Source organism: Pseudomonas sp. zfem003, from assembly GCF_032621675.1.
Taxonomy (GTDB): Bacteria; Pseudomonadota; Gammaproteobacteria; order Pseudomonadales; family Pseudomonadaceae; genus Metapseudomonas; species Metapseudomonas otitidis.
This window is the reverse complement of the sequence record NZ_JAVYJG010000011.1, coordinates 52,709-77,850: the sequence shown is the minus strand read 5'-3', so window position 1 is coordinate 77,850 and position 25,142 is coordinate 52,709. Positions and strand designations below refer to the sequence as shown.

Annotated in this window: 20 protein-coding genes; 14 read left to right on the top strand and 6 right to left on the bottom strand. The window is 68.5% G+C overall.

Annotated features, from left to right (window positions below; all coding sequences use genetic code 11):
- Positions 1–34: 34 nt before the first annotated feature.
- Complete coding sequence (locus tag RTK35_RS24870; RefSeq protein WP_316909245.1) at positions 35–2,770, top strand: LuxR C-terminal-related transcriptional regulator; 2,736 nt, start codon at positions 35–37, stop codon at positions 2,768–2,770.
- On the opposite strand, the gene RTK35_RS24865 is transcribed toward RTK35_RS24870, so the two are convergent.
- Positions 2,759–3,625 carry a hypothetical protein gene (locus RTK35_RS24865; RefSeq protein WP_316909244.1) on the bottom strand — a complete coding sequence of 289 codons (867 nt, stop codon included), beginning with the start codon at positions 3,623–3,625 and terminating at the stop codon, positions 2,759–2,761. The genes RTK35_RS24870 and RTK35_RS24865 overlap by 12 nt on opposite strands.
- A gap of 84 nt (positions 3,626–3,709) precedes the next feature.
- On the opposite strand from RTK35_RS24865, the gene RTK35_RS24860 reads away from it, so the two are divergent.
- Positions 3,710–4,381, top strand: a complete 672-nt coding sequence (locus tag RTK35_RS24860) for a TetR/AcrR family transcriptional regulator (RefSeq protein WP_044403275.1) — start codon at positions 3,710–3,712, stop codon at positions 4,379–4,381.
- A gap of 81 nt (positions 4,382–4,462) precedes the next feature.
- Positions 4,463–5,404: an alpha/beta fold hydrolase gene (locus tag RTK35_RS24855; RefSeq protein WP_069563974.1), complete on the top strand. Its 942-nt coding sequence runs from the start codon at positions 4,463–4,465 to the stop codon at positions 5,402–5,404.
- Positions 5,405–5,701: 297 nt separating this feature from the next.
- Here the strand turns inward: RTK35_RS24855 and RTK35_RS24850 are convergent, their stop codons facing one another.
- Complete coding sequence (locus RTK35_RS24850) at positions 5,702–6,535, bottom strand: metal-dependent hydrolase (protein WP_069562277.1); 834 nt, start codon at positions 6,533–6,535, stop codon at positions 5,702–5,704.
- Between the two features lie 123 nt (positions 6,536–6,658).
- On the opposite strand from RTK35_RS24850, the gene RTK35_RS24845 reads away from it, so the two are divergent.
- The 6 genes from RTK35_RS24845 (at position 6,659) to RTK35_RS24820 (ending at position 15,789) form a co-directional block, all read left to right on the top strand.
- Positions 6,659–7,678, top strand: coding sequence for an AraC family transcriptional regulator (locus tag RTK35_RS24845; RefSeq protein WP_236214320.1), 1,020 nt, complete (start codon positions 6,659–6,661; stop codon positions 7,676–7,678).
- Positions 7,679–7,723: 45 nt separating this feature from the next.
- A complete protein-coding gene (locus tag RTK35_RS24840; protein WP_316909243.1) occupies positions 7,724–8,365 on the top strand; it encodes an MBL fold metallo-hydrolase in 642 nt (213 codons plus the stop codon).
- Between the two features lie 225 nt (positions 8,366–8,590).
- Positions 8,591–9,289 (top strand): OmpA family protein, encoded by a 699-nt coding sequence (locus RTK35_RS24835; RefSeq protein ID WP_142014614.1) that lies wholly within the window; start codon positions 8,591–8,593, stop codon positions 9,287–9,289.
- A 293-nt stretch (positions 9,290–9,582) separates the two neighbouring features.
- Positions 9,583–13,293 (top strand): response regulator, encoded by a 3,711-nt coding sequence (locus tag RTK35_RS24830; protein ID WP_142014617.1) that lies wholly within the window; start codon positions 9,583–9,585, stop codon positions 13,291–13,293.
- The gene (locus RTK35_RS24825; protein ID WP_044411474.1) at positions 13,274–15,409 is read left to right on the top strand and encodes a putative bifunctional diguanylate cyclase/phosphodiesterase; all 2,136 of its coding nucleotides are present in this window, start codon (positions 13,274–13,276) and stop codon (positions 15,407–15,409) included. Before RTK35_RS24830 ends, RTK35_RS24825 begins: the two co-directional genes overlap by 20 nt.
- A gap of 68 nt (positions 15,410–15,477) precedes the next feature.
- Entirely contained in the window at positions 15,478–15,789 is a 312-nt protein-coding gene (locus RTK35_RS24820) for an EthD family reductase (protein WP_044411471.1), read from the top strand.
- 58 nt (positions 15,790–15,847) lie between these two features.
- On the opposite strand, the gene RTK35_RS24815 is transcribed toward RTK35_RS24820, so the two are convergent.
- The 4 genes from RTK35_RS24815 to RTK35_RS24800 form a co-directional block, all read right to left on the bottom strand.
- Entirely contained in the window at positions 15,848–16,756 is a 909-nt protein-coding gene (locus RTK35_RS24815; RefSeq protein ID WP_142014624.1) for an acyltransferase, read from the bottom strand.
- A gap of 179 nt (positions 16,757–16,935) precedes the next feature.
- A complete protein-coding gene (gene pta, locus RTK35_RS24810; RefSeq protein WP_142014627.1) occupies positions 16,936–19,023 on the bottom strand; it encodes a phosphate acetyltransferase in 2,088 nt (695 codons plus the stop codon).
- Between the two features lie 8 nt (positions 19,024–19,031).
- Positions 19,032–20,216 (bottom strand): acetate kinase, encoded by a 1,185-nt coding sequence (locus tag RTK35_RS24805; protein ID WP_044411466.1) that lies wholly within the window; start codon positions 20,214–20,216, stop codon positions 19,032–19,034.
- 16 nt (positions 20,217–20,232) lie between these two features.
- On the bottom strand, positions 20,233–20,556 hold the full coding sequence (locus tag RTK35_RS24800; protein WP_074970991.1) for a DUF3565 domain-containing protein: 324 nt from the start codon (positions 20,554–20,556) through the stop codon (positions 20,233–20,235).
- Between RTK35_RS24800 and RTK35_RS24795 the strand changes: the two genes are divergently transcribed.
- The 5 genes from RTK35_RS24795 to RTK35_RS24775 all read left to right on the top strand — a co-directional run bounded on the left by RTK35_RS24795 (position 20,525) and on the right by RTK35_RS24775 (position 25,141).
- Positions 20,525–21,010: a peptidylprolyl isomerase gene (locus RTK35_RS24795; RefSeq protein ID WP_074970702.1), complete on the top strand. Its 486-nt coding sequence runs from the start codon at positions 20,525–20,527 to the stop codon at positions 21,008–21,010. The genes RTK35_RS24800 and RTK35_RS24795 overlap by 32 nt on opposite strands.
- Positions 21,011–21,138: 128 nt before the next feature.
- A complete protein-coding gene (locus tag RTK35_RS24790) occupies positions 21,139–21,621 on the top strand; it encodes a glutathione peroxidase (protein WP_282887060.1) in 483 nt (160 codons plus the stop codon).
- 217 nt (positions 21,622–21,838) lie between these two features.
- The gene (locus RTK35_RS24785) at positions 21,839–22,429 is read left to right on the top strand and encodes a TetR/AcrR family transcriptional regulator (RefSeq protein ID WP_316909242.1); all 591 of its coding nucleotides are present in this window, start codon (positions 21,839–21,841) and stop codon (positions 22,427–22,429) included.
- Positions 22,430–22,487: 58 nt separating this feature from the next.
- Positions 22,488–23,597, top strand: a complete 1,110-nt coding sequence (locus RTK35_RS24780) for an NADH:flavin oxidoreductase (RefSeq protein ID WP_316909241.1) — start codon at positions 22,488–22,490, stop codon at positions 23,595–23,597.
- Between the two features lie 584 nt (positions 23,598–24,181).
- Complete coding sequence (locus RTK35_RS24775) at positions 24,182–25,141, top strand: DegV family protein (RefSeq protein ID WP_044411449.1); 960 nt, start codon at positions 24,182–24,184, stop codon at positions 25,139–25,141.
- Position 25,142: the final 1 nt, after the last annotated feature.

The following is a 25,142-nucleotide window of genomic DNA, read 5'->3' as shown; positions in this document are numbered from 1 at the left end:
CCCCCGCGGCATAACCATTACTAGAAGCCGGGTGATGACAGACCTTTCCAGTTCTCGGTCCTTCGCGCCCACTGCCATGCCGGTGGTGGGCGAACGCTTCTTCCGACCCCCGTTGCCGGCCGGACACCTGTCCCGCCCCCGCCTGTGTGACCGCCTGGTCGACGGGCTTTCCGGCCGCCTGCTGCTGGTCAGCGCCCCGGCCGGGTTCGGCAAGAGTTCCCTGGCCATCGAGTTCTGCGAAGGGTTGCCCGAGGCCTGGCGCACCCTGTGGCTCGGGCTCGGGCGCCGGGACAACGACCCCGGCCGCTTCCTCGAACGCCTGCTCGACGGCCTGCGCCAGCTCCTGCCCGGTCTGGGCGAGGAGGCCATGGGCCTGCTGAAGCTGCGCCAGCGGCACCAGCCCTTCGCCTTCGAGCAGTGGATCGACGGCCTGCTGGACGAACTCTCCGCCCGGCTCGACCCCCGCCAGCCCGTGCTGCTGGTGCTGGATGACTACCACCTGGCCCAGGGCGCCGTGCTCGACCGCTGCCTGCAGTTCGTCCTCAACCACCTGCCTGCCGGCCTGGTGCTGCTGGTGACCAGTCGCCAGCGCCCGGACTGGCACCTGGCGCGCCTGCGCCTGTCGCGGCAGCTGGTGGAACTCAACGAGCAGGATCTGCGCCTGACCGAGGCGGAGAGCGCCGCACTGCTCCAGGCCCAGGGTGTCGAGCTGGAGGGCGCCGGCCTCGAACACCTGCTGTCGCGCAGCGAAGGCTGGGCTGCCGGCCTGCGCCTGTGGCTGCTGGCCAGCCAGGACGAAGGCGACACCCAGGCCCTGGCCCGTGGCCCCCACGGTGACGAAGGCTTGATCCGCGACTACCTGCTGGAAGAGGTGATCGAGCGGCAGGGGGCGGACATCCAGGCCTTCCTTTATGACACCGCCTGTCTCGACCGCTTCTGTGCCGAACTCTGCGACGCCGTGCGCGACAGCCACGACAGCGCCGCGCTGCTCCAGCAGCTGCAGGCCAACCAGGTGTTCCTCGTCCCACTGGACGAGCACGGCCGCTGGTTCCGTTACCACCATCTGTTCTCCGACCTGCTGCGGGCGCGGCCGACCGGCGCCGGCAGCCTGCCCCAGGCCAGCCTGCACCTGCGCGCCTGCCGCTGGTTCAGCGCCCAGGGGTTGCTGGACGAGGCCATCGAACAGGCCCTGCGCGCCGGCCAGCCCGACGTGGCCGCCAGCCTGGTGCAGAACCTCTCCGAGGAGCAGCTGCTGGCGGAGCAGAACATCGCCATGCTGCTGCGCTGGAAGATGGACCTGCCCGACAGCCTGCTGGTCAGCACCCCGCGGCTGATCATGCTCTACAGCCTGGCGCTGGCCCTGGCCTGCCAGCTGGATGCCGCCGAGGAGCTGGGCGCACAGCTGGCGCGCTTCCTGCCCGCGCCCAGCGCCCAGGCCCAGCAGAACCTGCTGTCCCAGTGGCTCGCCCTGAGCGGTGTCATCGCCCGGGGGCGCGGCGACATCGACCTGGCCGAGCGTCACTGCGCCGAAGCGGTCGCCACCCTCAGCCCTGAGCGCTACGGCCAGCGCCTGCTGTGCCTGTCGACCCTGGCCAACATCGCCGTGGTGCGCGGCGACCTGTGGCGCGCCCGCGGCCTGAACCGGGATGCCCTGGAACTGGCCCAGCGCATCGGCAACCCGCTGTTCGAAGCCGTCGCCCACTACGACCGCTCGCGCCTGCTGCACGCCCGGGGCGAGGTGCACCGGGCCTACCTGGAAGTGCAGCTGGGCCTCGATTGCCTGCGCGACCTGTCACCCCAGCGCCACTACGCCGCACGGGCACGGCTGATGATGTACGAGGGCTACCTGCTGGCCCAGCGTCTGCAACCCGAGGCGGCACGCAGCCGCCTGCTCGCCGGGATCGCCGAAGCCCGCGCCTGTCGCGACATCAGCCTGCTCACCGGCTACGCCGTGCTGGCTAGCCTGGAAGGGCGCGAAGGCCGCTTCGCCGCCGCCTTCGCCCTGCTCGCCGAGGCCGAGCGGCTGATGCACATCTGGGACATTCCCCCGGTCTACTACCTGGCCATGGCCACCCTGGTGAAGTGCGAGCTGTGGCTGGTCCAGGGGCAATTGGAACTGGCCAATGCCTGGCTGGTGCGGCTGTCGGAAACCTACGGCGGCGAGCAGCCGGCCGCCGCGCCGGAGTTCCACCCGCAGTTGCCGATGTACGTCGAATTGCAGCAGGCCGCCCTGGCCCGGGTGGAGGGGCGTGCCGCCGAGGCCGAGCGTCGCCTGCGGGCCCTGGCACTGCGCGCCCGGGAAGCCGGTGCGCTGTTGTTGGCCCAGTTCGCGCAAGTCGCGCTGGTGCACCTGCTGCTGGAAATGGGCAAGGAGCGTGACGCGTCACTCGCCCTGGGCAGCGCGTTCGACGCCATGGCCGGCGGCGCCTTGCTGCCGTTCCACGTACTGCTGACCCAGCGCGGTGGCTGGCTGCGTGAGCAGATCGCCGCGCGCCCGGATGGCCCCCAGGCGACCCTGCTGGAACACCTCGGCGACGCGGCGGGCGATGCGCCTGGCGAGTCGCTGGGCAGCGGGGAAATGCTCAGCACCCGTGAGCTGGCGGTGCTGCAGCTGATTGCACAGGGCTGTTCCAACCAGGAGATCAGCGAGCGGCTGTTCATCTCGCTGCACACGGTGAAGACCCACGCCCGCCACATCAACGGCAAGCTCGGGGTCGAGCGGCGCACCCAGGCCGTGGCCCGGGCCAAGGCCCTCGGTCTATTGCGCTGAGCTTGCCGGCGGCGCGCTGAGGTCCAGGGCCGGTGCCGCCGGCTTGGTCTTCGGCGGCTGTGCCAGCTGTTTTTCCACATCCTGCTGGATGCCGGCCAGCACCGGCAGCAGGCTGCTCATGCTGGCGCGCACCTCGGGGTAGGGGTGCTTCTCCGCCAGCTCGCCGACCCGTGCCAGCAACTGGGCGCGCACCTCGCTGCGCAGGTGGATGTACAGCTCCGGCAGTTGCTTGGCCAGCTCGGCGCCGTAGAGCACCAGGTCCTCACGGTTGAACTGCTTGGTCAGCCCCAGGTAGTCCAGCGCGCTGGAGGTGAGCATGGCGGCGGCGTCCTTGGTCTCCTGCAGGCCCTGGAGGCGGATCGCGCTGGTCTGCTCGCTCTCCGAGAGGGTCATCCAGAACTCCACCGTCAGGGAGAACAGCACCGCCTGCTGGCGCAGGGAATAGCTCATCAGCCCCAGGGCTTCGGCGCCGTAGGGTTGCTGCGGGGCCTTGAAGTCGAAGTACAGGCGCATCAGCTCCTTGAGGCGGAACAGCACCTCCCGCGCCTCGTTCTGGCGCAGCTCCAGCGGGGCGTAGATGTTCAGCTGCGGCTTGAAGTTCTCTTCATTGACCATGCGCTGGTAGATCGGCCCGGTGAACTCGCCGCTGCGGCGGGGCAGGGCGTTGGCCTGGGTCTTGTCGATGCGCTCCAGGGCCTCGATCAGCTGCTGGTACTCCGGGCTGCCCCAGGGGCGCTGCAGGTCCGGCAGTTTCTGCCCCAGGTAGTACAGGTCGGCGGCACCGGCCGGCAGGCACAGCACCAGCAAAAGGATGGCCAGCGGCCAGGGCAGGCGGCGTGATAGCGTCATCGGCATTCGGGTCCGGCGGGAAGGGGCGCGCCAAGAGTAGCGAGGCGGCGCGGCGCCGTCACCCGCGCCTTGGTTCGGTGAGGAGACGTGATGGAAGGGGGCGAGCGTGGGGCCGTTCTGGCGGTGTTCGAGGACCTCGGTGGCTACGGCGCCGTGGCGCGCCAGCAAGGGGAGGGCGGCGGTCCGCTGGTGGGGCACCTGCTGAAGACCAACATCCAGCTGGCGGCCATCCCGGTGTTCGCCCGCAAGGGCATCGACGACACCACGGTGAACGACCTGCTGGAAGCGGCGCGGGTGTCGCGGCGCACCTTCTACAAGCACTTCGCCAACAAGATGGATGTGCTGGCGTGCATCTACCAGACCTCGGTGGTGCTGCTGCTGGAACGCTTCCGCGCCCTGCGCGAAGCCAGCGGCAGCGACGAGGCCTGGCTGCGCGCCATGGTGCGCTGCTTCTTCGACTACCACCTGGCCGTCGGGCCGATCATTCGCCTGATGCAGGAGGAGGCCATGCGCAGCGGCTCGCCCCTGGCCAGCCACCGCAGGCGGGCCCATGAAGCGCTGGTGGCGCTGCTCGACGAACGCCTGCGGATCAGCGGGCCGGCCCTGGAGCCGCTCACCGGGCGGGCGCTGATCTGGGCGCTGGAGGCCGCCTCCCTTGACCTGCTCGCCAGCGCCGCGCCCCGTGCGCAGATCGAGCAGGCCACGGCGGTGCTCGGCGACCTGCTGATCGCCGCCCTGCGCCCGCAGGGCGGGCCGGCGTGACACAACCTTAGGCTGGGCCACCGGCTCCGTGGGGGCGTGCTCTGATAAGGCACCGACAATAACAACCACGAGGTGCCTCCCATGACCGCCACCAGCCTGCCGATGATGCCCCCGCTGGCCGTCGGCGTTGCCCGCCTGGGCTTCGGTTCGCTGCCGCTCGACCGGCTCAAGTCGCGCTACGGCAACGCCGAGTCCGGCTCGCGCTACATCGAACTGGACGGCTTCAACGTCCACTACCGCGACGAAGGCAGCCGGGACAAACCGGCGCTGGTGATGATCCACGGCGTGGTCGCCTCGCTGCACACCTGGGATGGCTGGGTGAAGGCCTTCGCGCCGCATTACCGGATCATCCGCTTCGACGTCCCCGGCTTCGGCCTGACCGGCCCCAAGCGCAGCGGTGACTACTCCGGCGAGCGCATGGTGCGCATCCTCGGCCTGCTGCTGGACCACCTGCGGGTGGATAAGGCCTCCATCGCCGGCAACTCCCTGGGCGGCTACATCGCCTGGAACTTCGCCCTGGCGCAGCCGCACCGGGTCAACCGCCTGGTGCTGGTGGACCCGGCCGGCTACCCGATGCGCAAGGTGCCCTGGATGATCGCCGCCGCCGCGCTGCCAGGCGCCACCGTGGCGATGCCGATGTGGATGCCCCGCGCGCTGATCGCCCAGGGCATCAAGGAGGTCTACGGCGAGCCGGGGCGGATCAAGCCCGGCGTGGTGGACCGCTACTACGACCTGACCCGCCGCCCCGGCAACCGCCGCGCGATGATGGAGATCTTCCGCGTGCTGCTGAAGGTCAACAAGGACGAGCTGGCAGGCACCCCCGAGCGCGTCGCCGCCCTCCAGGCGCCCACCCTGCTGATGTGGGGCGAGCGCGACCGCTGGATCTCGCCCAAGCACGTACCCCTCTGGCAGCGCGATGTCCCGGGCATCCAGGTGCTCACCTACCCGGGCGTGGGGCACATCCCCATGGAGGAAATCCCTGAGCAGACGGCCGCCGATGCACTGCGGTTCCTGCAGGGCTGAGGCCCGAGCACAGCAACCAAGCGAGCGCCGCTCCCGTCTGTGGATAAACACCCGGGAGCGGCGTTTTCGGTCCAAGCATGCGGTGCGAGCTGGGCGGACGTAGGGTGGGCTTCAGCCCACCGCTCTTTGCAACTCTCAACGACTGTCTCGTTTCCGCTTCACCCTCCTGTGCTCGGGGCTGCCGGGGGCGGTGCCGCAACATCTGGAGAAACGCGGTGGGCTGAAGCCCACCCTGCGGGGTCTGCAGCCGGAAACGACAACGGCCCCGAAGGGCCGTTGCGCATCACGGACGGTGGATCAGGCCGCTGCGGGCAGCCCGTCGAACTCTTCCCGGGTCTTGTACATCAGGTCCCGGTTGTCGTGGATCCAGGGGTGGAAGCCTTTCTTGAAGAAGTCCATGTACGCCGGGATCAACTGGCGGAACATGCCGTTCTTGCCCCACATCCAGCTCAGGCCATCGCGCCAGACACGCCAGTTCCACAGCAAGCCGTCGCGCTTGAGCATGTGGATCAACCCGCGGTGGGTGTCGAGCATGAAGAAGAAGGTGCCCATGATCATCGCCCGGCGCAGCAGCTTGCGGCTGCCGCAGACCTGGTTGTAGACGTCGAAGGCCACCGCCTTGTGCTCCGTCTCCTCCAGGGCGTGCCAGCGCCACAGGCGGGCCAGGGTCGGGTGGGCGCCGGCGATGTGCTCGGGGTGCTTGAGCAGGCCGTCCGCCATGATCGCGGTGATGTGCTCCAGGGCGGCCGTGGCGGCCAGTTGCCGGCGCGGCGAGAACTTCTTCTGGGTGTAGCGGATGCGCGCCTGGGCGCGGCGCTCGATGCGCCCCACGTCGTAACCCAGGTCGCGCAGGCGGGCGCTGTATTCCAGGTGTTCGCGGCTGTGGTGGCCTTCCTGGCCGATGAAGCCACGGATCTGCTCCTTCAGCACCGGGTCGGTGATCTCGTCGCGGAAGTGCCGCACCGAGTCGATGAAGAAGCGTTCGCCATCGGGAAAGAGCACCGACATGGCGTCGAACAGGTGGGTCTTGAAGGCATCGCCGCTGTGCCAGTGGCGGGGCATCGGATTGGGTAGGTCGAAATCCATGTGACGCGGGCGGATTACCAATCCTTCTGGGGTCGTGCTGGTCATGGGGACTCCCTGAGTCGGTTCAAACCACGTCCGCACTCTCGCTTGCGGGGTCTTGTCGGACAAGGTTATCTTCTGCCAATCGTCAGGTCATATCTGGCCACGGCCGACCCACAAGAAGAACCCATGAAACAGCCGCTGACCTTCTCCGCCGAGCTCGTTCCGGTTGCCTACGCCGAAGCCCTGCTGAGCCTGGCCGAAGAGCTGGGCGTCACCCGCGAGGCGCTGTTCAGCGCGGCCCGCGTGCGCCCGGAAGTGCTGCAGAGCCCCAATGCGCGGCTCTCCTTCGTCGACTTCAACCTGCTGGCCACCGCCGCCCTGGTGCAGTGCAACGAGCCGGCCCTGGGCCTGGTGCTGGGCCAGCGGCTGAACGTCTCCACCCACGGCATCCTCGGTTACGCGGTGCTTTCCAGCGCCAACCTCGGGCGGGCGCTGCAGTTCGCCATGAAGTACTACCGGGTGCTGGGCCTGGCCTATGAGCTGGAGTTGGTGGAGCAGGGCGACTGCCTGCGGCTGGAGGCCACCGAGTCCTTCCCCATGGGGCCGCTGGGGCGTTTTGCCGGCGAGGGCCTGCTGACCAGCTTCTGCACCATCGCCCGCTTCCTCGTCGCCGAGCCGCTGCTGGGGCTGCAGGTGGGCTTCGCCCACCCCGCGCCGGACTACGCCGAGCGCTACGAAGCGGTGTTCGGCGCGCCGGTGGCCTTCGACCAGCCCTGCCACTGGATGACCCTGCCCACCCACTACCTCGACCGCCCCATGGCCCTGGCCAACCCGGCCACGGTGCAGATGTGCGAGCAGCAGTGCGAGGCCATCCTCGCCACCCTCGACGTGCAGGACGCCCTGTTGACCCGCGTGCGCCGCCTGCTGCTCACCCGCCCCGGCGACTTCCCCGACCTGGACAGCGCCGCCCGAGCCCTGCACACCAGCGGCCGCAGCCTGCGCCGGCACCTGGCGGCCATGGGCACCAGCTACCAGCAGGTGCTCGACGAAGTGCGCAAGGGCCTGGCCCTGCAGTACCTCACCACCACCCACCTGCCGCTGTTCGAGATCGCCGCGCTGCTGGGGTTCAGCGATCCCTCGAACTTCCGCCGCGCCTTCCGCAAATGGACGGGCAGGCTGCCGAGCGATTATCGTGCCGACCCTTGATCGACCCGCACCAGGCGCCGCAGAGCGCCGCCCCGGAGATGCCCGATGAACCCGTCCACCGCCCTGATCCGCGAAACCTTCCCCGTCGGCCCGTTGCAGTGCAACTGCACCCTGATCGGCGACCCTGTCAGCAAGAAGGCCATCGTCGTCGACCCGGGCGGCAACCATGAGCAGATCCTCGCCCGCCTGGAGGCCCATGGCCTGAAGCTGGTCAGCATCATCCACACCCACGCGCACCTGGATCACTTCCTCGCCTCCGGCGAGCTGAAGAAGGCCACCGGTGCCACCCTGCACCTGCACAAGGAAGACCAGTTCCTCTGGGACAACCTGGAGATGCAGTGCCGCATGTTCGGCGTGCCCTACAAGCCGGTGCCGGCCCCGGACCAGTGGCTGGCCGACGACGAGGAGCTGGCCTGTGGCTGTGGCGTGGCGCTGCACACGCCCGGACACACCCCCGGCTCCATGAGCTTCTGGTTCCCCGAGGCCAGGCTGCTGATCGCCGGCGACACGCTGTTCCGCCGGGGCATCGGCCGCACCGACCTGTGGGGCGGTGACTACGCCACCATCGAGCGCTCCATCAAGGAGCGGCTCTACACCCTGGACGAAGAGGCCACCGTGGTCACCGGCCATGGCCCCGACACCCGGCTGGGCGATGAAATGCGCGAAAACCCGTTCGTCCGGGCCTGAGCTACGGAATTTCCGCGAAGGGCCATGCTCTAACAGGCAGTTGAAAAAACGTAGACGAGGCAGCCGATGCAAGGCGAAAGCGGCCGAAAAAGCGCAGTTTACGTTTGTAAATGAGCATTTTGAGGGCGTTTTCAACGCAGCAGCGGCAACGCAGTCAGTTTTTCAACTGCCTGCTTATCGGTCGGCAGTCCACCGGGTTGCCTGTCACACAGGAGTAGAGAGTCCATGTTCACCACGCGTCGCCTGATCGTCGCGGCCCTTGCCGTGGCCACCTTGTCAGGCTGTGCTTCGCAGAACCCCTATGAGAACCAGGGCCAGGCGCCCCGCCAGGGCATGAGCAAGACCGCCACCTATGGCGGCCTGGGCGCCCTGGCCGGTGCCGTCGCCGGTGCCGCCATCAACCACAAGAACCGGGGCAAGGGCGCGCTGATCGGCGCCGCAGTCGCCGGTGCGGCGGGCGCAGGCTACGGCTACTACGTCGACAAGCAGGAAGCGGAGCTGCGTCGCAGCATGGAAGGCACCGGCGTACAGGTTCAGCGCCAGGGCGACAGCATCAACCTGGTGATGCCCGGCAACATCACCTTCGCCACCAACTCGGCGGACATCGCCAGCAACTTCTATGGCCCGTTGAACAACCTCGCCTCGTCGTTCAAGCAGTACAACCAGAACAACATCGAGATCGTCGGCCACACCGACAGCACCGGCAGCCACCAGTACAACGTCAACCTGTCCCAGCTGCGTGCCCAGAGCGTGGCCAACTACCTGGTGGCCCAAGGGGTCGAACCGGGTCGGTTGTCTTCTCGTGGCATGGGGCCGGACCAGCCGGTCGCCAGCAACGCCACCGAAGCCGGCCGCTCGCAGAACCGTCGGGTGGAAATCAAGCTGACCCCCATCCCCGGTGCTCAGGCACCCCAGCAGTACTGATCCCCCTCCGGGCCTGATCCAGGCCTCCACTTCATGGCCTCGCGCACCCGCCCGGGATGGCGCCGCCGGGGCCTGAAGTGTCCGCTTCCCGAGCGACGTGTCCCCCGGTTTTCCTGCGGCATTTTCCGGCGTGCCGTCGGCCGCTGCCTGCCGTCCGTCGTCTCATTGCTGGCACGGGGCTAGTGCGCCGAATCCTGACTAGACTGCCGACAGGTGACCGCGAATCAATGCTGATCAGCAGCGACTCCCCCTGATTTTTCCCCCTGCGTGTCGCCACAAGGACAGGAGCATGCATGGACGACCGTCCCCGGATTCCCGACAGGAAACCCTGGCTGCCCGTGGCAGCCGCGCTGGTCCTGCTGGTAGCGCTGGGAGCCCTGGTGGTCTGGCAATGGCAGGCCGAGCGGGCCCGCTATGAGGCCGAGAACCAGCAGCGTTTCGACATGGAGGTCGACGAGGTGGCCCAGCGCATCAGCGACCGGATGCGCGCCTATGAAGTGGTGTTGCGCGGCATGTCCGGCCTGCTGGCCGGCAGCGACGAAGTGTCCGCCGACGAGTGGGCGCGGGCCGTGGACCAGCTCCAGTTGCAGGACCGCTACCCCGGCATTCAGGCCCTCGGCTGGAGCCGTTACCTGGCTCCGGGCGACCTGCCGGCCTACCCGGGTGAGGAAGAGGGGCGCGCCGATGCCCGTCTGTTCCCTCCTGGCGAACGTGAGCGGTACCTGGTCATTACCTACATCAGCCCGCTGGACTGGCGGAACAAGCGCGCCCTGGGCTTCGACATGCTCAGCGAACCGATGCGCCTGCAGGCCGTGCAGGCCGCGATCGACAGCGGCGAGGCCCGGCTGACCGGGCCCATCGTCCTGCGCCAGGACGAGGACAACTCGCCCCTCAAGGGGCTGGTGCTGTTCATGCCGGTGTATGGCCGCGATGCACCGGCCACCGCAACCGAGCGCCGCGAAGCGTTCATCGGCACCGTCTACGGCGCCTTCCGTGTCCAGGACCTGATGGCCGGCATCCTCGGGGCACAGGCCCGGCTGTTCGACATCGAGCTGGCGGACCTCCAGTACCCCGACCAACCCCTGCTGGACCCGCCCGACGCTGCCGAGCCTGCGCGCTATCAAGACCGCCGGGAGCTGCGCCTGTTCGGCCGTGACTGGCAGTTGCAGGTCACTGGCACAGCGGCCTACGCCAGCCTGCAAAGTGATGGCGGACTGCGCTTCACCCTGGTTGCCGGGTTGTCGGCCGCGTTGCTGCTATCCCTGCTGGTCGGGGCTTACCTGTACCTGCGCGAGCGCGAACTGCTGGCCAGCAGCAAGTCCGCCGCCCTGCTGCAGGAACGCGAAGCACACCTGCGCGCCCTGGTGGCGCGGTTGCCGGTGGCCACGCTGCTGTGCGAAGGCGACGGGCGCATCGAGCTGGCCAACGACAGCGCCGGGGAGTTGCTGGGTTGCGACTCCGAGTGGCTGGTGGGGCAGCACGCCCTGCGCTTCCTGCCGGGTGCCAGCGGGCTGGAGGCTCTGGCTTTCGAGAGCGAGCACGCGTCGATCAGCGAGTACGAGGCGCGCTGTGACGACGGCCGGCGCACACCGGTGGCCCTGCGCCTGACCCGTATCGACCGCGCCGATGGCCCCCGCTACCTGATCAACCTGCTCGACCTGCAGGCCCGTCGCAGTGCCGAGGAGCGCTTCCGGCTGGTGGTCGAGGCTTCGCCCAACGCCATCCTGCTGGTGGACACCGGCGGGCGTATCGCCATGGTCAACCGCCAGGTGGAGCAGATGTTCGGCTACAGCCGCCAGGAGCTGCTGGGCGAGCGGGTCGAGCGCCTGCTGCCGGTGGCCCTGCGCGAGGCCCACGTGGGCCTGCGCCAGGGCTTCCAGGCCAAACCCGAACCCCGGCGCATGGGCGGTAACCGCGAGCTGTTCGGCCAGCACCGGGACGGCCACATGATCCCGCTGGAGGTGGGCCTTTCGCCGATCCGCAGCGACAGCGAGACCTGGGTCCAGGCCGTGGTGATCGACATCACCGAGCGCCGCGTCGCCGAGCAGCGCCTGCGGGAGCAGGCCGAGCAACTGATGCTCGCCAACCGCTACAAGTCCGAGTTCCTCGCCAACATGTCCCACGAGCTGCGCACGCCGCTCAACAGCATCCTCATCCTCAGTGACCAGCTGCGCCAGAACGCCGCCGGCAACCTCACCGACAAGCAGTCGCGCCACGCCGACATCATCCACCGGGCCGGCAGCGACCTGCTGCAACTGATCAACGACGTGCTCGACCTGGCCAAGGTGGAAGCCGGGCGCATGCAGCTCAAGCTGGAGCCGCTCAACGTCCAGGACATGCTGGTGGAGCTGGATGCCAGCCTGCGGCCGATGGCCGAGCTGAAGGGCTTGCAGCTGGTGAGCCGGGTCGACCCGGGGGTGCCTCGGGTCATCCACAGCGACCGGGTGCGCCTGCACCAGATCCTGCGCAACCTGTTGTCCAACGCCCTCAAGTTCACCGACCAGGGCGAGGTGGAACTGTCCGTTTCGGTGGACGCCCAGGACCTCGGCCCCGGCCGCGAGATGCTGCGCTTCAGCGTGCGCGACACCGGCATCGGCATCGACCCGGAGCAGCACGAGCGGGTCTTCCAGGCCTTCCAGCAGATCGACGGCTCCACCAGCCGGCGCTTCGGTGGCACCGGCCTGGGGCTGGCAATCACCCGCCAACTGGTGCTCGCCCTGGACGGGCAGATCAGCCTGCGCAGCCGCCTGGGCGAAGGCGCCTGCTTCACGGTCTGCCTGCCGGTGGCCGTGGGGTCGCTGGAGCCGGAGGTGGAGCTGACCGAGCCGTTGCGCAGCGGCGAGGGGCCGCCGGTGCTGATCGTCGAGGACGATGCCGGCTTCGCTGCGGTGATCGCCGAAGCGGCTCAGGGCCATGGCTTCTCCACGGTGCTGTGCAGCAACGGTCGCCAGGCAGTGGCGCTGCTGCAGGAGGAGCGCTATGCGGCGATCATCCTCGACATCCTCCTGCCCGACCTCAGCGGTTGGCAGATCTACCGGCGCCTGCGCGGGCTGCCCAATCACCGGGGCACGCCGGTGCACATCATCTCCTGCGTGCCGCAGCCGCCGGACTGGAACGACAGCGACACCCGCTACCTGGTCAAGCCCATCGGTCGCACCGAGCTGGAACAGGTGTTCGGCGGGCTTGGCGAGCCCGACGCGCAAGGCCACCGGATACTGCTGGTGGAAGACGTGGAGGTGGAGCGCGACCACTACCGCGAGCATCTGCAGCAACTGGGCTTCGAGGTGGTGGCGGTGGGCACTGCGGAGCAGGCCATCGTCGCTTACGAGGCGAACAGTTTCGCAGCCATAGTGGTCGACCTGAACCTGCCGGATCTGGACGGCTTCGAGCTGCTCGACCGGCTGGATGCCCGTCGCTCCCTGCGGAACGTGCGCGTGGTGGTGAACACCGGGCTCGATGTCGGCCAGCAGCACCTGCAGCGCCTGCGGCGCTATTCGGCGACGCTGGTGCCCAAGTCCGCCACCGACCCGGCCGCCCTTGGCGAGGCGGTGCAGGGCTTTCTCGACAGCCTGCACACGCAGCCGGCAACCCATGGGCATTCCGCCCTGGAGGGCGCGCGGGTGCTGCTGGTGGACGACGACGTGCGCAACATCTACGCCCTGACTGCCGTGCTGGACGAAGCTGGCCTACGGGTCACTCCGGCGCGCGATGGCATGGAGGCCATTGCCTGTTTCCAGCGCGAACCCTTCGACCTGATTCTCATGGACATGGCGATGCCCAACATGGACGGATACACCGCGACACGGACGCTGAAAGAGGAACACGCTTGCCACATCCCGGTCATAGCCCTGACGGCCCACGCCATGAAGGGCGACCGGGAAAAGTGCATCACCGCCGGTGCCGACGACTACCTGGCCAAGCCGGTGAACCGTCAGGAACTGCTGGACATGCTGGAACGCTGGCTCGAAGCCGCCGGAGGTCGCCATGACGCAGCCCTTGCCTAAGCTCAAGGCCCCCGAAAGCATCCTCCTGGTGGTGGACGACCGCCCGGAGAACCTCGCTGCCATGGAGGCGGTGCTGGACGACTCCACCTGGGACGTGCGCACCGTCGACTCCGGCGAGGCGGCTTTGCAGGTGCTGTTGGAGGAGCAGGTGGGTCTGGTCCTGCTGGACGTGCAGATGCCCGGCATGGATGGCTTCGAGGTGGCCCGGCTGATGCGCGGCAGCCCGCACACCCGCTACACGCCGATCATCTTCATCTCCGCCATCGCCCACACCCAGGAAGCGGTGCTGCGCGGCTACGCCACCGGCGCGGTGGACTTCATCCTCAAGCCGTTCGACCCGCAGGTGCTGCGCCACAAGGTGCAGGCGCTGCTGGACCACGAGCGCAACCGCCGCGACCTGCTGCAGCTCACCCAGCAACTGGACAGTGCCCGGGCGTTCAACGCCTCGGTGCTGGAGAACGCCGCCGAGGGCATCCTGGTGGTGGGTGAGGACGGGGTGATCAGCTTCGCCAACCCGGCCATGGCGCTGATGCTCCAGGGCACCGTCAGCGACCTGGAAGGCCGCGAGTTCCTCAGCCTGATCGCCGCCCCCGAATACGCCGGGGACTGGCGCCTGTCGGACTTCTACCGGCACTGGAAGCGCGGCGAACCCTACCGCCTGCACGACGCCGCGCTGAAGACCCAGGCCGGCGGCAGCCTGCCGGTGGCGCTGTCCTGCGCGCCGTTGCCCAGGGCTCAGCGCTCGATGGTGGTGATCGGCCTCGACATGTCGGCGGTGCGCCAGCTGCACGCCCAGCTGGAGGCCCAGGCCATCACCGACTCGCTCACCGGGCTGCTCAACCGGCGCGGCTTCTACCAGGCGCTGGAGTCGGCCCTGGCGCGGGTGGAGCGCAACGGCAAGCGCATGGCGGTGCTGTACCTGGACCTGGACGGCTTCAAGCGCATCAACGACTCCCTCGGCCACGACGCTGGCGACCAGGTGCTGCGCCGCGTGGGCGAGCAACTGAAGACCTGCATGCGCCCCTACGACATCCTCGCGCGCATGGGGGGCGACGAGTTCACCGCGCTGATCGACTCCCTCGACCACCCGGAAGACGCGGCGCGGGTGGCGGAGAAGCTCATCGAGCTGGTTTCGGTGCGCTACCGGGTGGACGGCATCGACGTCACCCTCGGTGCCAGCGTGGGCATCGCCTGCTTCCCCGAGTGCGGGCAGACGGTGGACGGCCTGCTGCGCGCCGCCGACATCGCCATGTACGAGGCCAAGCGCGCCGGACGCCAGCAGTACCGCTTCTTCTCGCCGGAGATGAATGGCCGCGCGCGCTCGCGGCTGATGCTGGAGGAGAGCCTGCGCAACGCCATCGAGCAGGACGACTTCGTGCTGGTCTACCAGCCCCAGGTGTACCTCGCCACCGGGCGCCTGCGGGGCTTCGAGGCGCTGCTGCGCTGGGAGCACCGGGTGGCCGGTACGGTCGCGCCCAATGTGTTCATCCCGCTGCTGGAGGAGACCCGGCTGATCAACCGCCTGGGGGACTGGATCTTCCAGCAGGGGGTCAGCCAGGGGCTGAAATGGCGCGAGCGCTTCGGCGAGGACCTGGTCATCAGCCTCAACGTCAGTCCGGTGCAGTTCGGCATGCCGCACCTGGTGGAGGACCTGCGCCGGGCGCTGGAGCAGCGCGGCCTGCGCCCTTCGCAGATCGAGGTGGAGGTGACCGAGAGCGCGTTGATGCAGGACCTGGACATCACCCGCGAGCAACTGCGCCAGTTGCGCGAACTGGGGGTACGGGTGGCCATCGACGACTTCGGCACCGGCTACTCCTCGCTGGCGTACCTGCGCCACTTCGAGCTGGACACCCTGAAGATCGACCGGCTGTTCATCGCCAACATGCTGGAGTCGCCCCGTGATGCGGCGGTGGTCGCCACCATCATCGACCTGGGCCGCCACCTGGGCCTGGAGGTGATCGCCGAAGGGGTGGAGACGGCGGCACAGCGCGACTGGCTGATCGAGCACGGCTGCTCGGTGATGCAGGGCTTCCTGGTGGCGCCCGGCCTGCCCGTGGCCAAGGCGGGCGAATTCCCGCTGCAGCTCGACTGGCAGGCGTTCGACGCCGCGCGGTAAAGCCGGCGAAGGCGGCCTACACTTGCGCCGACGGCGCGTGAGGTCGCCGCATTCGCAAGGAGCATCCTATGTATTGCCTGTTCGTCGCCTACCCCAACAACGAGGGGGGCACCTTCGATTTCACCTACTACCTGGAGAAGCACATCCCCCTGGTGCGCGAGCTGCTGGGGGACAACCTGGTCAAGGTGGAGGTCCAGAAGGGCCTGGCCTCCGGAGACGGTTCGGCGGCGCCGTTCCTGTGTACCGCGCACATCTGGATCCGCTCCATCGACACCCTCCAGGCCACCCTGCGCAAGCATGGCCAGGCCATCAACGACGACATCCCTCGCTACACCAGCATCGCGCCGTTGCTGCAGGTGAACGAGGTGCTGGGCGACTGAGGCTACCGGCTCCTGAATGACGAAGCCCGCCGATTGGCGGGCTTCTGCGTCCTGGGGGTCAGGAACGGGGCGGGTGGCTCTGGTGCAACGCCGCCAGCTCGGCGTCCTTGCGTTCCCACAGCTGGTTGACCCAGAGCTGGAAGTCCTTGCGGTAGGCCTCGTCCTGGTCATAGCTGCGGCCGAGGAAGCCGGCGGGGATCGGCAGCGCCTCGATGCGCACCACCACCTCACCGACCTGGCCGGCCATCAGCGCCCAGAAGCTCGGGTTGCCGCCGGGGTAGTGGATGGTGATGTTCAGCAGCGCCTCCAGTTGATCGCCCATGGCGTCCAGCACGAAGGCCACGCCGCCGGCCTTGGGCTTGAGCAGGTAGCGGAAGGGCGAGGCCTGCTGGGCGTGCTTGGCCGGGGTGAAGCGGGTGCCTTCGAGGAAGTTGAAGATGCCCACCGGGTTGTGGCGGAACTTGTCGCAGGTGCGGCGGGTGGTTTCCAGGTCCTTGCCTTTCTTCTCCGGGTGCTTGGCCAGGTAGGCCTTGGAGTAGCGCTTCATGAAGGGGAAATCCAGCGCCCACCAGCACAGGCCGATCACGGGGACCCAGATCAGCTCCTGCTTGAGGAAGAACTTCAGCGGGCGGATGCGCCGGTTGAACACGTACTGCAGCACCAGGATGTCCACCCAGCTCTGGTGGTTGCTGGTGACCAGGTAGGAGTGCTGGTAGTCCAGCCCTTCCATGCCCTGCACGTCCCAGCGGGTGTGGCGGACCAGGTTCATCCAGGTCTTGTTGCAGCTCACCCAGGACTCGTGGATGAAGCTCACCAGCGGGTTCAGCGCCTGGCGCACTGCCTGGAACGGCAGCAGCAGCCGCAGCAGGGTGATGGCGAACAGCGGCCAGCACCAGAACAGGGTGTTGAGGGCGAGCAGCAGGGAGGCGAGGACGCCGCGCAGGGGCGCGGGAAGGAAGCTGAGCATGGGAACCTCGTGTCTGGGCGGTCTGTGCCGCCCTGTTCGGTGGACGCCGTGCCGGTGGGCGGCCCGTTGGTGGCCAAGGTTAACGGTTGTTCACTGGACTGCAAGCGCGAAGGGTGACCGGTCGGTCGCAGCGGTTTCGCCGCTGCCCGGCCCCCTCCCGGCGGGAGGGGGCACGCGGCTCAGGCGTCGGGTCTGGTGGTGGCGGCCTGGATGGCGGTGAGGGCGATGGTGTAGACGATGTCGTCCACCAGTGCCCCACGGGACAGGTCGTTCACCGGCTTGCGCAAGCCCTGCAGCATGGGGCCGACGCTGACCACCTGGGCGCTGCGCTGTACGGCCTTGTAGGTGGTGTTGCCGGTGTTCAGGTCGGGGAACACGAACACCGTGGCGCGCCCGGCCACGGCGCTGCCCGGCGCCTTCTGCCGGCCGACGCTGTCGATGGCGGCGGCGTCGTACTGCAACGGGCCGTCGATGGACAGGTCGAGCCGCGCGGCCTTGGCCAGGCGGGTCGCCTCGCGCACCTTCTCGACGTCTTCACCGGTGCCGGAGTCGCCGGTGGAGTAGCTGATCATCGCCACCCGCGGGTCGATGCCGAAGGCGGCGGCGGAGGCGGCGCTCTGCACGGCGATCTCGGCCAGCTCCTCGGCGCTGGGGTCGGGGTTCACCGCGCAGTCGCCGTAGACCACCACCTGTTCCGGCAGGAGCATGAAGAACACCGAGGACACCAGCTTGTAGCCGGGAGCGGTCTTGATCAGCTGCAGGGCCGGGCGGATGGTGTTGGCAGTGGTGTGCACGGCGCCGGAAACCAGGCCGTCCACTTCGTCCAGGGCCAGCATCATGGTGCCCAGCACCACGTTGTCTTCCAGTTGCGCGGCGGCCATCGGTGCGTTCAGGCCCTTGCCCTGGCGCAGGGTCACCATGGGCTCGACGTAGCGCGGGCGCACCAGGTCCGGGTCGAGCACCTCCAGCCCTTCGGGCAGCACGATGCCCAGGGCGCGAGCCACGGCCTGCACGTCCTCGGGCTTGGCCAGCAGCACGCAGCGGGCGATGCCGCGCGCCTGGCAGATGGCGGCGGCCTGCACGGTGCGCGGTTCGGCCCCCTCCGGCAGGACGATGCGCTTGCCCGCCTGCTGGGCGCGCTTCACCAGCTGGTGGCGGAACGCCGGTGGCGACAGGTGCGGCACGCGCGGGGTGCCGCAGCGCTCGCGCAGCCAGTCGTGGTCGAGGAAGCGGGCGATGAACTCGGTGACCTTCTCCGCACGTTCGCGGTCGTCCACCGGGATCTCGCGGTTCATGCGGTTGAGGTCGGTGGCGGTGCCATAGGTGCCGCTGGCCACGCTGAGCACCGGCAGGCCGCCCTGCAGCGCGCCTTGGCACAGCTCCATGATGCGCGGGTCGGGCGGGAAGTCGCTGCACAGCAGCAGGCCGGCCAGGGGCACGCCGTTCATGGCGGCGAGGCTGGCAGCGAGGATGATGTCGTCGCGGTCGCCCGGGGTCACCACCAGCACGCCGGGTTTGAGCAGCGGCACGGTGTTGGGCACGGTGCGCGCGCAGAGGATGATCTTCTGCACCCGGCGCTGGTCGTAGTCGCCGGCATTGATCACCCGCGCGCCCAGCAGGTCGGCCACGTCGCGGGTGCGCGGGGCGTTCAGCTCCTCTTCCCAGGGGATGCAGCCGAGCAGGCGGAAGTGCTTGGCGCGCAGCAGGGCGGTGTTGTCCTGCAGCTGTGGGCCGAGGGTTTCGTCGCGCACCTTGTTGAGGATCACGCCGAGTACCTTGGGATCGTCCGGGCCGCCGAAGAGCTGGGCCTGGATTTCCAGGCGGTCGGCCAGCTCGGTGACCGTCTCGTCCTCCGGCGCGGAGACCAGGATCACCTCGGCGTCCAGGCTGCGCGCCAGGTGGGCGTTGACCCGCGCCGCGTAGCTGGCGTGGCGGGTCGGCACCATGCCTTCGACGATGACCACGTCGCGGCCTTCGGCCACCTGCTGGTAGCGGCCGACGATCTCTTCCAGCAGTTCGTCCAGCTGGCCGTCGCCGAGCAGGCGTTCGACCTGGGCCAGTTCCATCGCCTTGGGCGGGGTCAGGCCGTGGGTGCGGGCGATGAGCTCGCTGGAGCGTTCCGGGCCGAGGTCGCCGGGGTGGGGCTGGGCGATGGGTTTGTAGAAGCCGACCTTGAGGCCGGCCAGTTCCAGGGCGCGGACCAGGCCGAGGCTGATGGAGGTCAGGCCGACACCGAAGCCGGTGGGGGCGATGAAGAAGGTATGCATGGGGCGCCTCAGTTGAGCAGGGCGAGGGTGTCGAGGGCGATCTGCCGCTCCTCGTTGGTGGGGACGACGAGGATGCGGGTCCGTCCGTAGCGGTGGATGGGCCCGGCGATGCCCTGCACGCAGCGGGCATTGGCCTCCTGGTCGATGGCCAGGTCCAGCAGTTGCAGGTGGGCCACGGTCTTGCTGCGGATCAGCGGCGAGTTCTCGCCGATGCCGCCGGTGAAGATCAGCCCGTCCAGCTGGGGCAAGGCGCAGCTCATGGCCGCCAGGCTCTTGGCCAGGCGGTAGCAGAACACTTCGATGGCCAGGGTGGCGCCGGGATGGCCCTGGCTGCGGGCCTGCTCCAGGGTGCGCATGTCGTTGGAAAGCCCGGAGAGGCCCTTGAGGCCGCTCTCGTGGTTCAGCACACGGGTCACTTCGTCCAGGCTCCAGCCCAGGGTGCGGGCCAGGTGGCTGTGCAGGTTGGGGTCGATGTCGCCGCTGCGGGTGCCCATCACCGTGCCCTCCAGGGGCGTCAGGCCCATGCTGGTGTCGCGGCTCTGGCCGTTGACGATGGCGCAGGTGGAGCAGCCGTTGCCCAGGTGCGCCGACAGCCAGCTGCTGTCGCCGATGGACAGCCCGGCGATCTCCGCCGCGCGGTGGCTGACGTAGCGGTGGCTGGTGCCGTGGAAGCCGTAGCGGCGCACGCCGTGGTCGCGATAGAGCGACTCGGGCAGGGCGTAGCGGTAGGCGTGTTCGGGCAGGCTCTGGTGGTAGGCGGTGTCGAACACCGCCACCTGGGGCAATTGCGGGTAGACGCTCATGGCGGCTTCGATCCCCTGCAGTGCCGCCGGGTTGTGCAGCGGCGCCAGGGGCGAGATGGCGCGGATGGTGGCGAGCACGTCGGCATCCAGCCGCCGCGCCGAGGTGAAGCGCTCGCCGCCATGCACCACGCGGTGGCCGATGCCGTGGAGCTTGCCTCCGGTGACGGCCTGCACCAGCGGCAGCAACTGGGCGAGGGCGGCGCGGTAGTCGCCGTTGGGCAGCATCAGGCTGTCCTTCTCGCCACCGCGCTGCCAGCGCAGTTCGGCCTCCGGCGTGCCCAGGCGGTCGGCGATGCCGCGCAGGGGGAACTGCGAATGGGCCTCGCTGACCAGGGCGAACTTGATCGACGCACTGCCACAGTTGATCACCAGGATATTGCGTGCGGGCATCTCGCCTCCTTGTCGGTTAGTCCTTGTCCTCGGTGTCCTGCTCCCTGGCGCACCAGCCACAGGCAAAGGGCTGGCCGAGGTGCGCCTCGCGCTGCCGTGGGTCCAGGACCCAGGCCCGCGACTGCCACGGCGGCTGATGACGCAGATGCTGGGTGTGCCCGCAGGAAAGCAGGGCCACCCAGTGGCCGTCCTCGTCCTGGCGGAAACCCAGCAAACGCGAGCCCCGTCCGTCAATCGGCGGGTCGCCATCGGCCGGTTTGGCAGTTAGACTTGCCACCTTTCCACTCTTATCCAAAAGGTCTCGCACCATGCTGATCGCCGCCAACAAGGCAGTCTCCATCGACTATACCCTGACCAACGACGCCGGTGAGGTGATCGACAGCTCCCGTGGCGGCGCGCCGCTGGTCTACCTGCACGGTGCGGGCAACATCATCGTCGGCCTGGAGCGTGCCCTCGAAGGCAAGCAGGCCGGCGACGAAGTGAAAGTGGCCATCGAGCCCGAAGACGCCTACGGCGAATACAGCGCCGAGCTGGTCGCCACCCTGAGCCGCGCCATGTTCGAAGGCGTGGACGAGCTGGAAGTCGGCATGCAGTTCCACGCCTCCGCTCCGGACGGCGGCATGCAGATCGTCACCATCCGCGATATCGACGGCGACGACGTCACCGTCGACGGCAACCACCCGCTGGCCGGCCAGCGCCTGAACTTCGAAGTGAAGGTGGTCAACGTGCGTGAAGCCAACGCCGAAGAGATCGCCCACGGTCACATCCACGGCGAAGGTGGTCACCACCACTGAGTGATGACAGGCGATCTGCGGCGCGCGGCGACGCGGATCGGCTGCTAAGCTCAAGTTCACCGGAAAGGCGCCCTCGGGCGCCTTTTTCGTCTCTCGTGCAAACCCGCGTCGATCCAGGAGTCTGTGAGATGAGTGCCTTCCACGACCTCAAGCTGCGTGCCCTCGACGGCCAGGAACTGCCGCTTGCTCCCTACAAGGGGAAGGTGGTGCTGGTGGTCAACGTTGCTTCTCGCTGTGGCCTGACGCCGCAGTACGCCGGGCTGGAGAAACTGCACCAGCAGTTCCAGGACCGGGGCTTCAGCGTACTGGGTGTCCCCTGCAACCAGTTCGCCGCCCAGGAGCCGGGCAGCGAGGATGAGATCCGCGAGTTCTGCACCCTGAACTACGGCGTGACCTTCCCGCTCGGCAGCAAGATGGACGTCAACGGCGCCAGCCGTCACCCGCTCTACCGCCTGCTGGCTGGCGAAGGGGCCGAGTTCCCCGGCGACATTACCTGGAACTTCGAGAAGTTCCTGGTGGGCAAGGACGGCCGCGTGCTCGCCCGCTTCTCGCCCCGCACCCCCCCCGAAGACCCCGCCCTGGTGGCGGCCATCGAGAAAGCGCTGGGCTGACGCTTCTTTCCCCTCTTCCCATCCACCATGCGGGGGCCTGCTGAGGCCAGTTGCAGCCCTGCGGGCTGCCTGGCGACTGAAGTCGCCCCTGCAAGGTGCACGGGTTACCCCCGCGCAGGCCATTACCTCGGAGTAAGCCGCGCGGGCTTTCTGACCCAAAATCACCCTGATCAATAGTGCTGTGCCGAGCGAGACGACCGGTCATATGCTCGTCGCCATGAACAGCATCCGACTCGACAAGCGTGACCTCATCCTCGCCAAGGGCACCCAGGTGATGACCCGTGCCGGCTACCACGGCACCGGCGTGCAGGAGATCGTCCAGGCCGCCGGCATCCCCAAGGGCTCGTTCTACCACTACTTCGCCAGCAAGGAAGACTTCGCCCTCCAGGCCCTGGACTACCTGTACCAGCCGCGGCTGGAGCGCTATGCCCAGGCCCTGTCCGACTCGTCGAAGAGCCCGTGCCAGCGGGTGCTCGACTACTACGGTGAACTGGTCAGCCACTTCACCCGCCACGAGAAGCTGGAATACCACTGCTTCATCGGCAGCCTGAGCTTCGAGATGGCCGAACTGTCGCCGGCCATCGGCGCCCAGGTGGACGCCATCCTGCAGCGCTCGGCGGACATCCTCCAGGCCTGCCTGGAAGAGGCCCAGCGTGCCGGCGAGCTCCCGGCCGACGAAGACTGCGCCAACCTCGCCGGCTTCATCGCCAACGCCTGGCAGGGCGTGCTCACCCGCCTCAAGGTCGGTGCCGGCGCCCGGCCGCTGTTCGATTTCATGACCCGCCTGCAGCGCCTGCTGCGGGTGTGACCCCTAAAAAGCCCATAAACGAGACGACCGGTCACTTGGCCGGAATCAGGAGACCCCGATGACCGCATCCGTAGACGCCCTGTTCGCCCCCTTCCGCCTCGGCACCCTGGAGCTGCCGACCCGCGTGGTGATGGCGCCCATGACCCGCTCCTTCTCCCCGGGTGGCGTGCCCACCGAGCAGGTGGTCGAGTACTACCGCCGCCGTGCTGCGGCCGGTGTCGGCCTGATCGTCACCGAAGGCACCACCATCGGCCACCAGGCCGCCAATGGTTACCCCCACGTCCCGCGCTTCTACGGCGAGGACGCCCTGGCCGGCTGGAAGCAGGTGGTCGAGGCCGTGCACGCCGAAGGCGGCAAGATCGTCCCACAGCTGTGGCACGTCGGTAACGTCCGCCGCCTGGGCACCGAACCGGACGCCAGCGTTCCCGGCTACGGCCCCAGCGAGAAGCTCAAGGACGGCCAGGTGGTGGTCCACGGCATGACCCAGCAGGACATCGACGAGGTCGTCGCCGCCTACGCCCAGGCTGCCCGTGACGCCAAGGCCATCGGCATGGACGGCGTGGAGCTGCACGGTGCCCACGGCTACCTGATCGACCAGTTCTTCTGGGAAGGCACCAACCAGCGCACCGACGGCTACGGCGGCAGCCTGGCCAACCGCTCGCGCTTCGCCATCGAAGTGATCGAGGCCGTGCGCGAGGCCGTAGGCCCCGACTACCCGATCATCTTCCGCTTCTCCCAGTGGAAGCAGCAGGACTACACCGCCCGCCTGGTGCAGACCCCGGAAGAGCTGGAAGGCTTCCTCAAGCCGCTGTCCGAGGCCGGCGTGGACATCTTCCACTGCTCCACCCGCCGCTTCTGGGAGCCGGAGTTCGAAGGCTCCGACCTCAACCTGGCCGGCTGGACCCGCAAGCTCACCGGCAAGCCCACCATCACCGTCGGCAGCGTCGGCCTGGATGGCGAGTTCCTGCAGTTCATGGTCAAGACCGACAAGGTCGCCCAGCCGGCCAACATCGAAGGCCTGCTGGAGCGCCTGAACAAGCAGGAGTTCGACCTGGTGGCCGTGGGCCGCGCCCTGCTGGTGGACCCGGACTGGGCGACCAAGGTCCGCGAAGGCCGCATGCAGGACATCCTGCCGTTCAGCCGCGACGCCCTGACCAGCCTGGTCTGAGCACGACCCCCGGTGCGCCGGCCTGGCCGGCGCACCCATTTCCAGCCCCGTCTCGTGCGGGGCTTTTTTGTGGCTACGGTTTTTGCAACTCGCCGGCGCCGAACGCTCTGAGGCAGCAAGTCATGAGCGCACTCGGTGGTCGTGCTTGCCAAGAGGGTGAGGCAGGGAAACTGCCCCTTCAGGAGGTCGAGCGCAGTCGTTGCGTAGGGGGACGAGCGGCATGGATGCCGCGAGAGGCGCGTCAGGCCATGGATGGCCCATCGCGCCGGCCCCCGTAGCAGCGACGGAGCGAGGGAAGTCCCGCGCAGCGGGACCCGAATGGCGGGGCGAGCCTTTTTGGTTTCTTTTTTGTGGGCGGCATTCCGACGATTGAAAAAAGAAACTCGCCTGGGAAGGCGAAACAGGGAACATCCGCAGAACTCGATAATCAGCTTGGTCCCCCAAATAGTGGGCTTAGGGCACGGCCTTCGACAGGCCACCCTCACCACAAACCCTCAATCGGTTGGGCTGACTTGCCCCGGACGAAGGCGCATGGTCCGGGCACCACAACAAGCGGCCGGTCCACCGGCCCTAGGAGTCGTCCCATGCGCACCGGATTGGTGGTGGATGCCACCTGCGATCTGCCTCAGACCTTCATCGCGGAGCGGGGCATCCGCGTTCTGCCCATCCGTATCCGCCTCGGCCAGGACACCCTGGTGGACCGCCGCATTCCCGAGGTCACCGGGCGTTTCTACGTCGACCAGTTGCCCCGGGTCGGCCCTGGCGATGGCAGCGAGCCGCTGAGCGCTGCGGAAACCCAGGCCTGGTTCCTCGAAGAGCTGGTGACCCAGTACGACCACGTCATCTGCTTGACCCTTTCCGCCCAGCGCAGCGCCATCTTCGAGCACGCCACCCAGGCCTCCTTCGGCCTGCTGCAGTGTTACCGCGAGCGACGCAGCGCGGCCGGGCTGACCACGCCGTTCGCCATGCGGGTGATCGACGGCCGCACGCTGTTCGCCGGCAGCGCGGTGTTGGCCGCCGAGGCCGTGCGGCTGATCGCCGGGGGCGGCCATCCCAGTGCGGTGCGGGCGCGGCTGGAGCAACTGGCCGAGTCGGTGTGCACCTTCCTCATCGCCGATGACCTCGGCCACCTGCGCAAGCGCGGCTTCCAGAAGGGCGAGCGCAGCGGCCTGCTGGACCGCATGCGCGGTGCGGCCCTGGGGATCGGTTCGCTGCTGGACGTGAAGCCGGTGATCAGCGTGCAGCAGGGCGAGGACAAGCCCGTGACCCTGGCGCCGAGCTTCGAGCGGGCGGCGGAGAAGCTCTTCGCCCACGCCTGCGCGCGGGTGATGGCGGGCGACCTGCTGGCGCCGCAGCTGTGCATCAGCTACGCCGGGGAACTGTCCCTGGTGCGCGACCTGCCGGGATTCGCCGAGCTGGAGGCAGCCTGCCTCGCACGGGATGTGGTGCTGCAGGTGGCGATGCTCAGCCCCACCGGCGCCATCAACCTGGGGCGTGGTGCCCTCAGCCTGGCCTTCGCCGCACCGGCCCGGCCGTTCGGCTGAG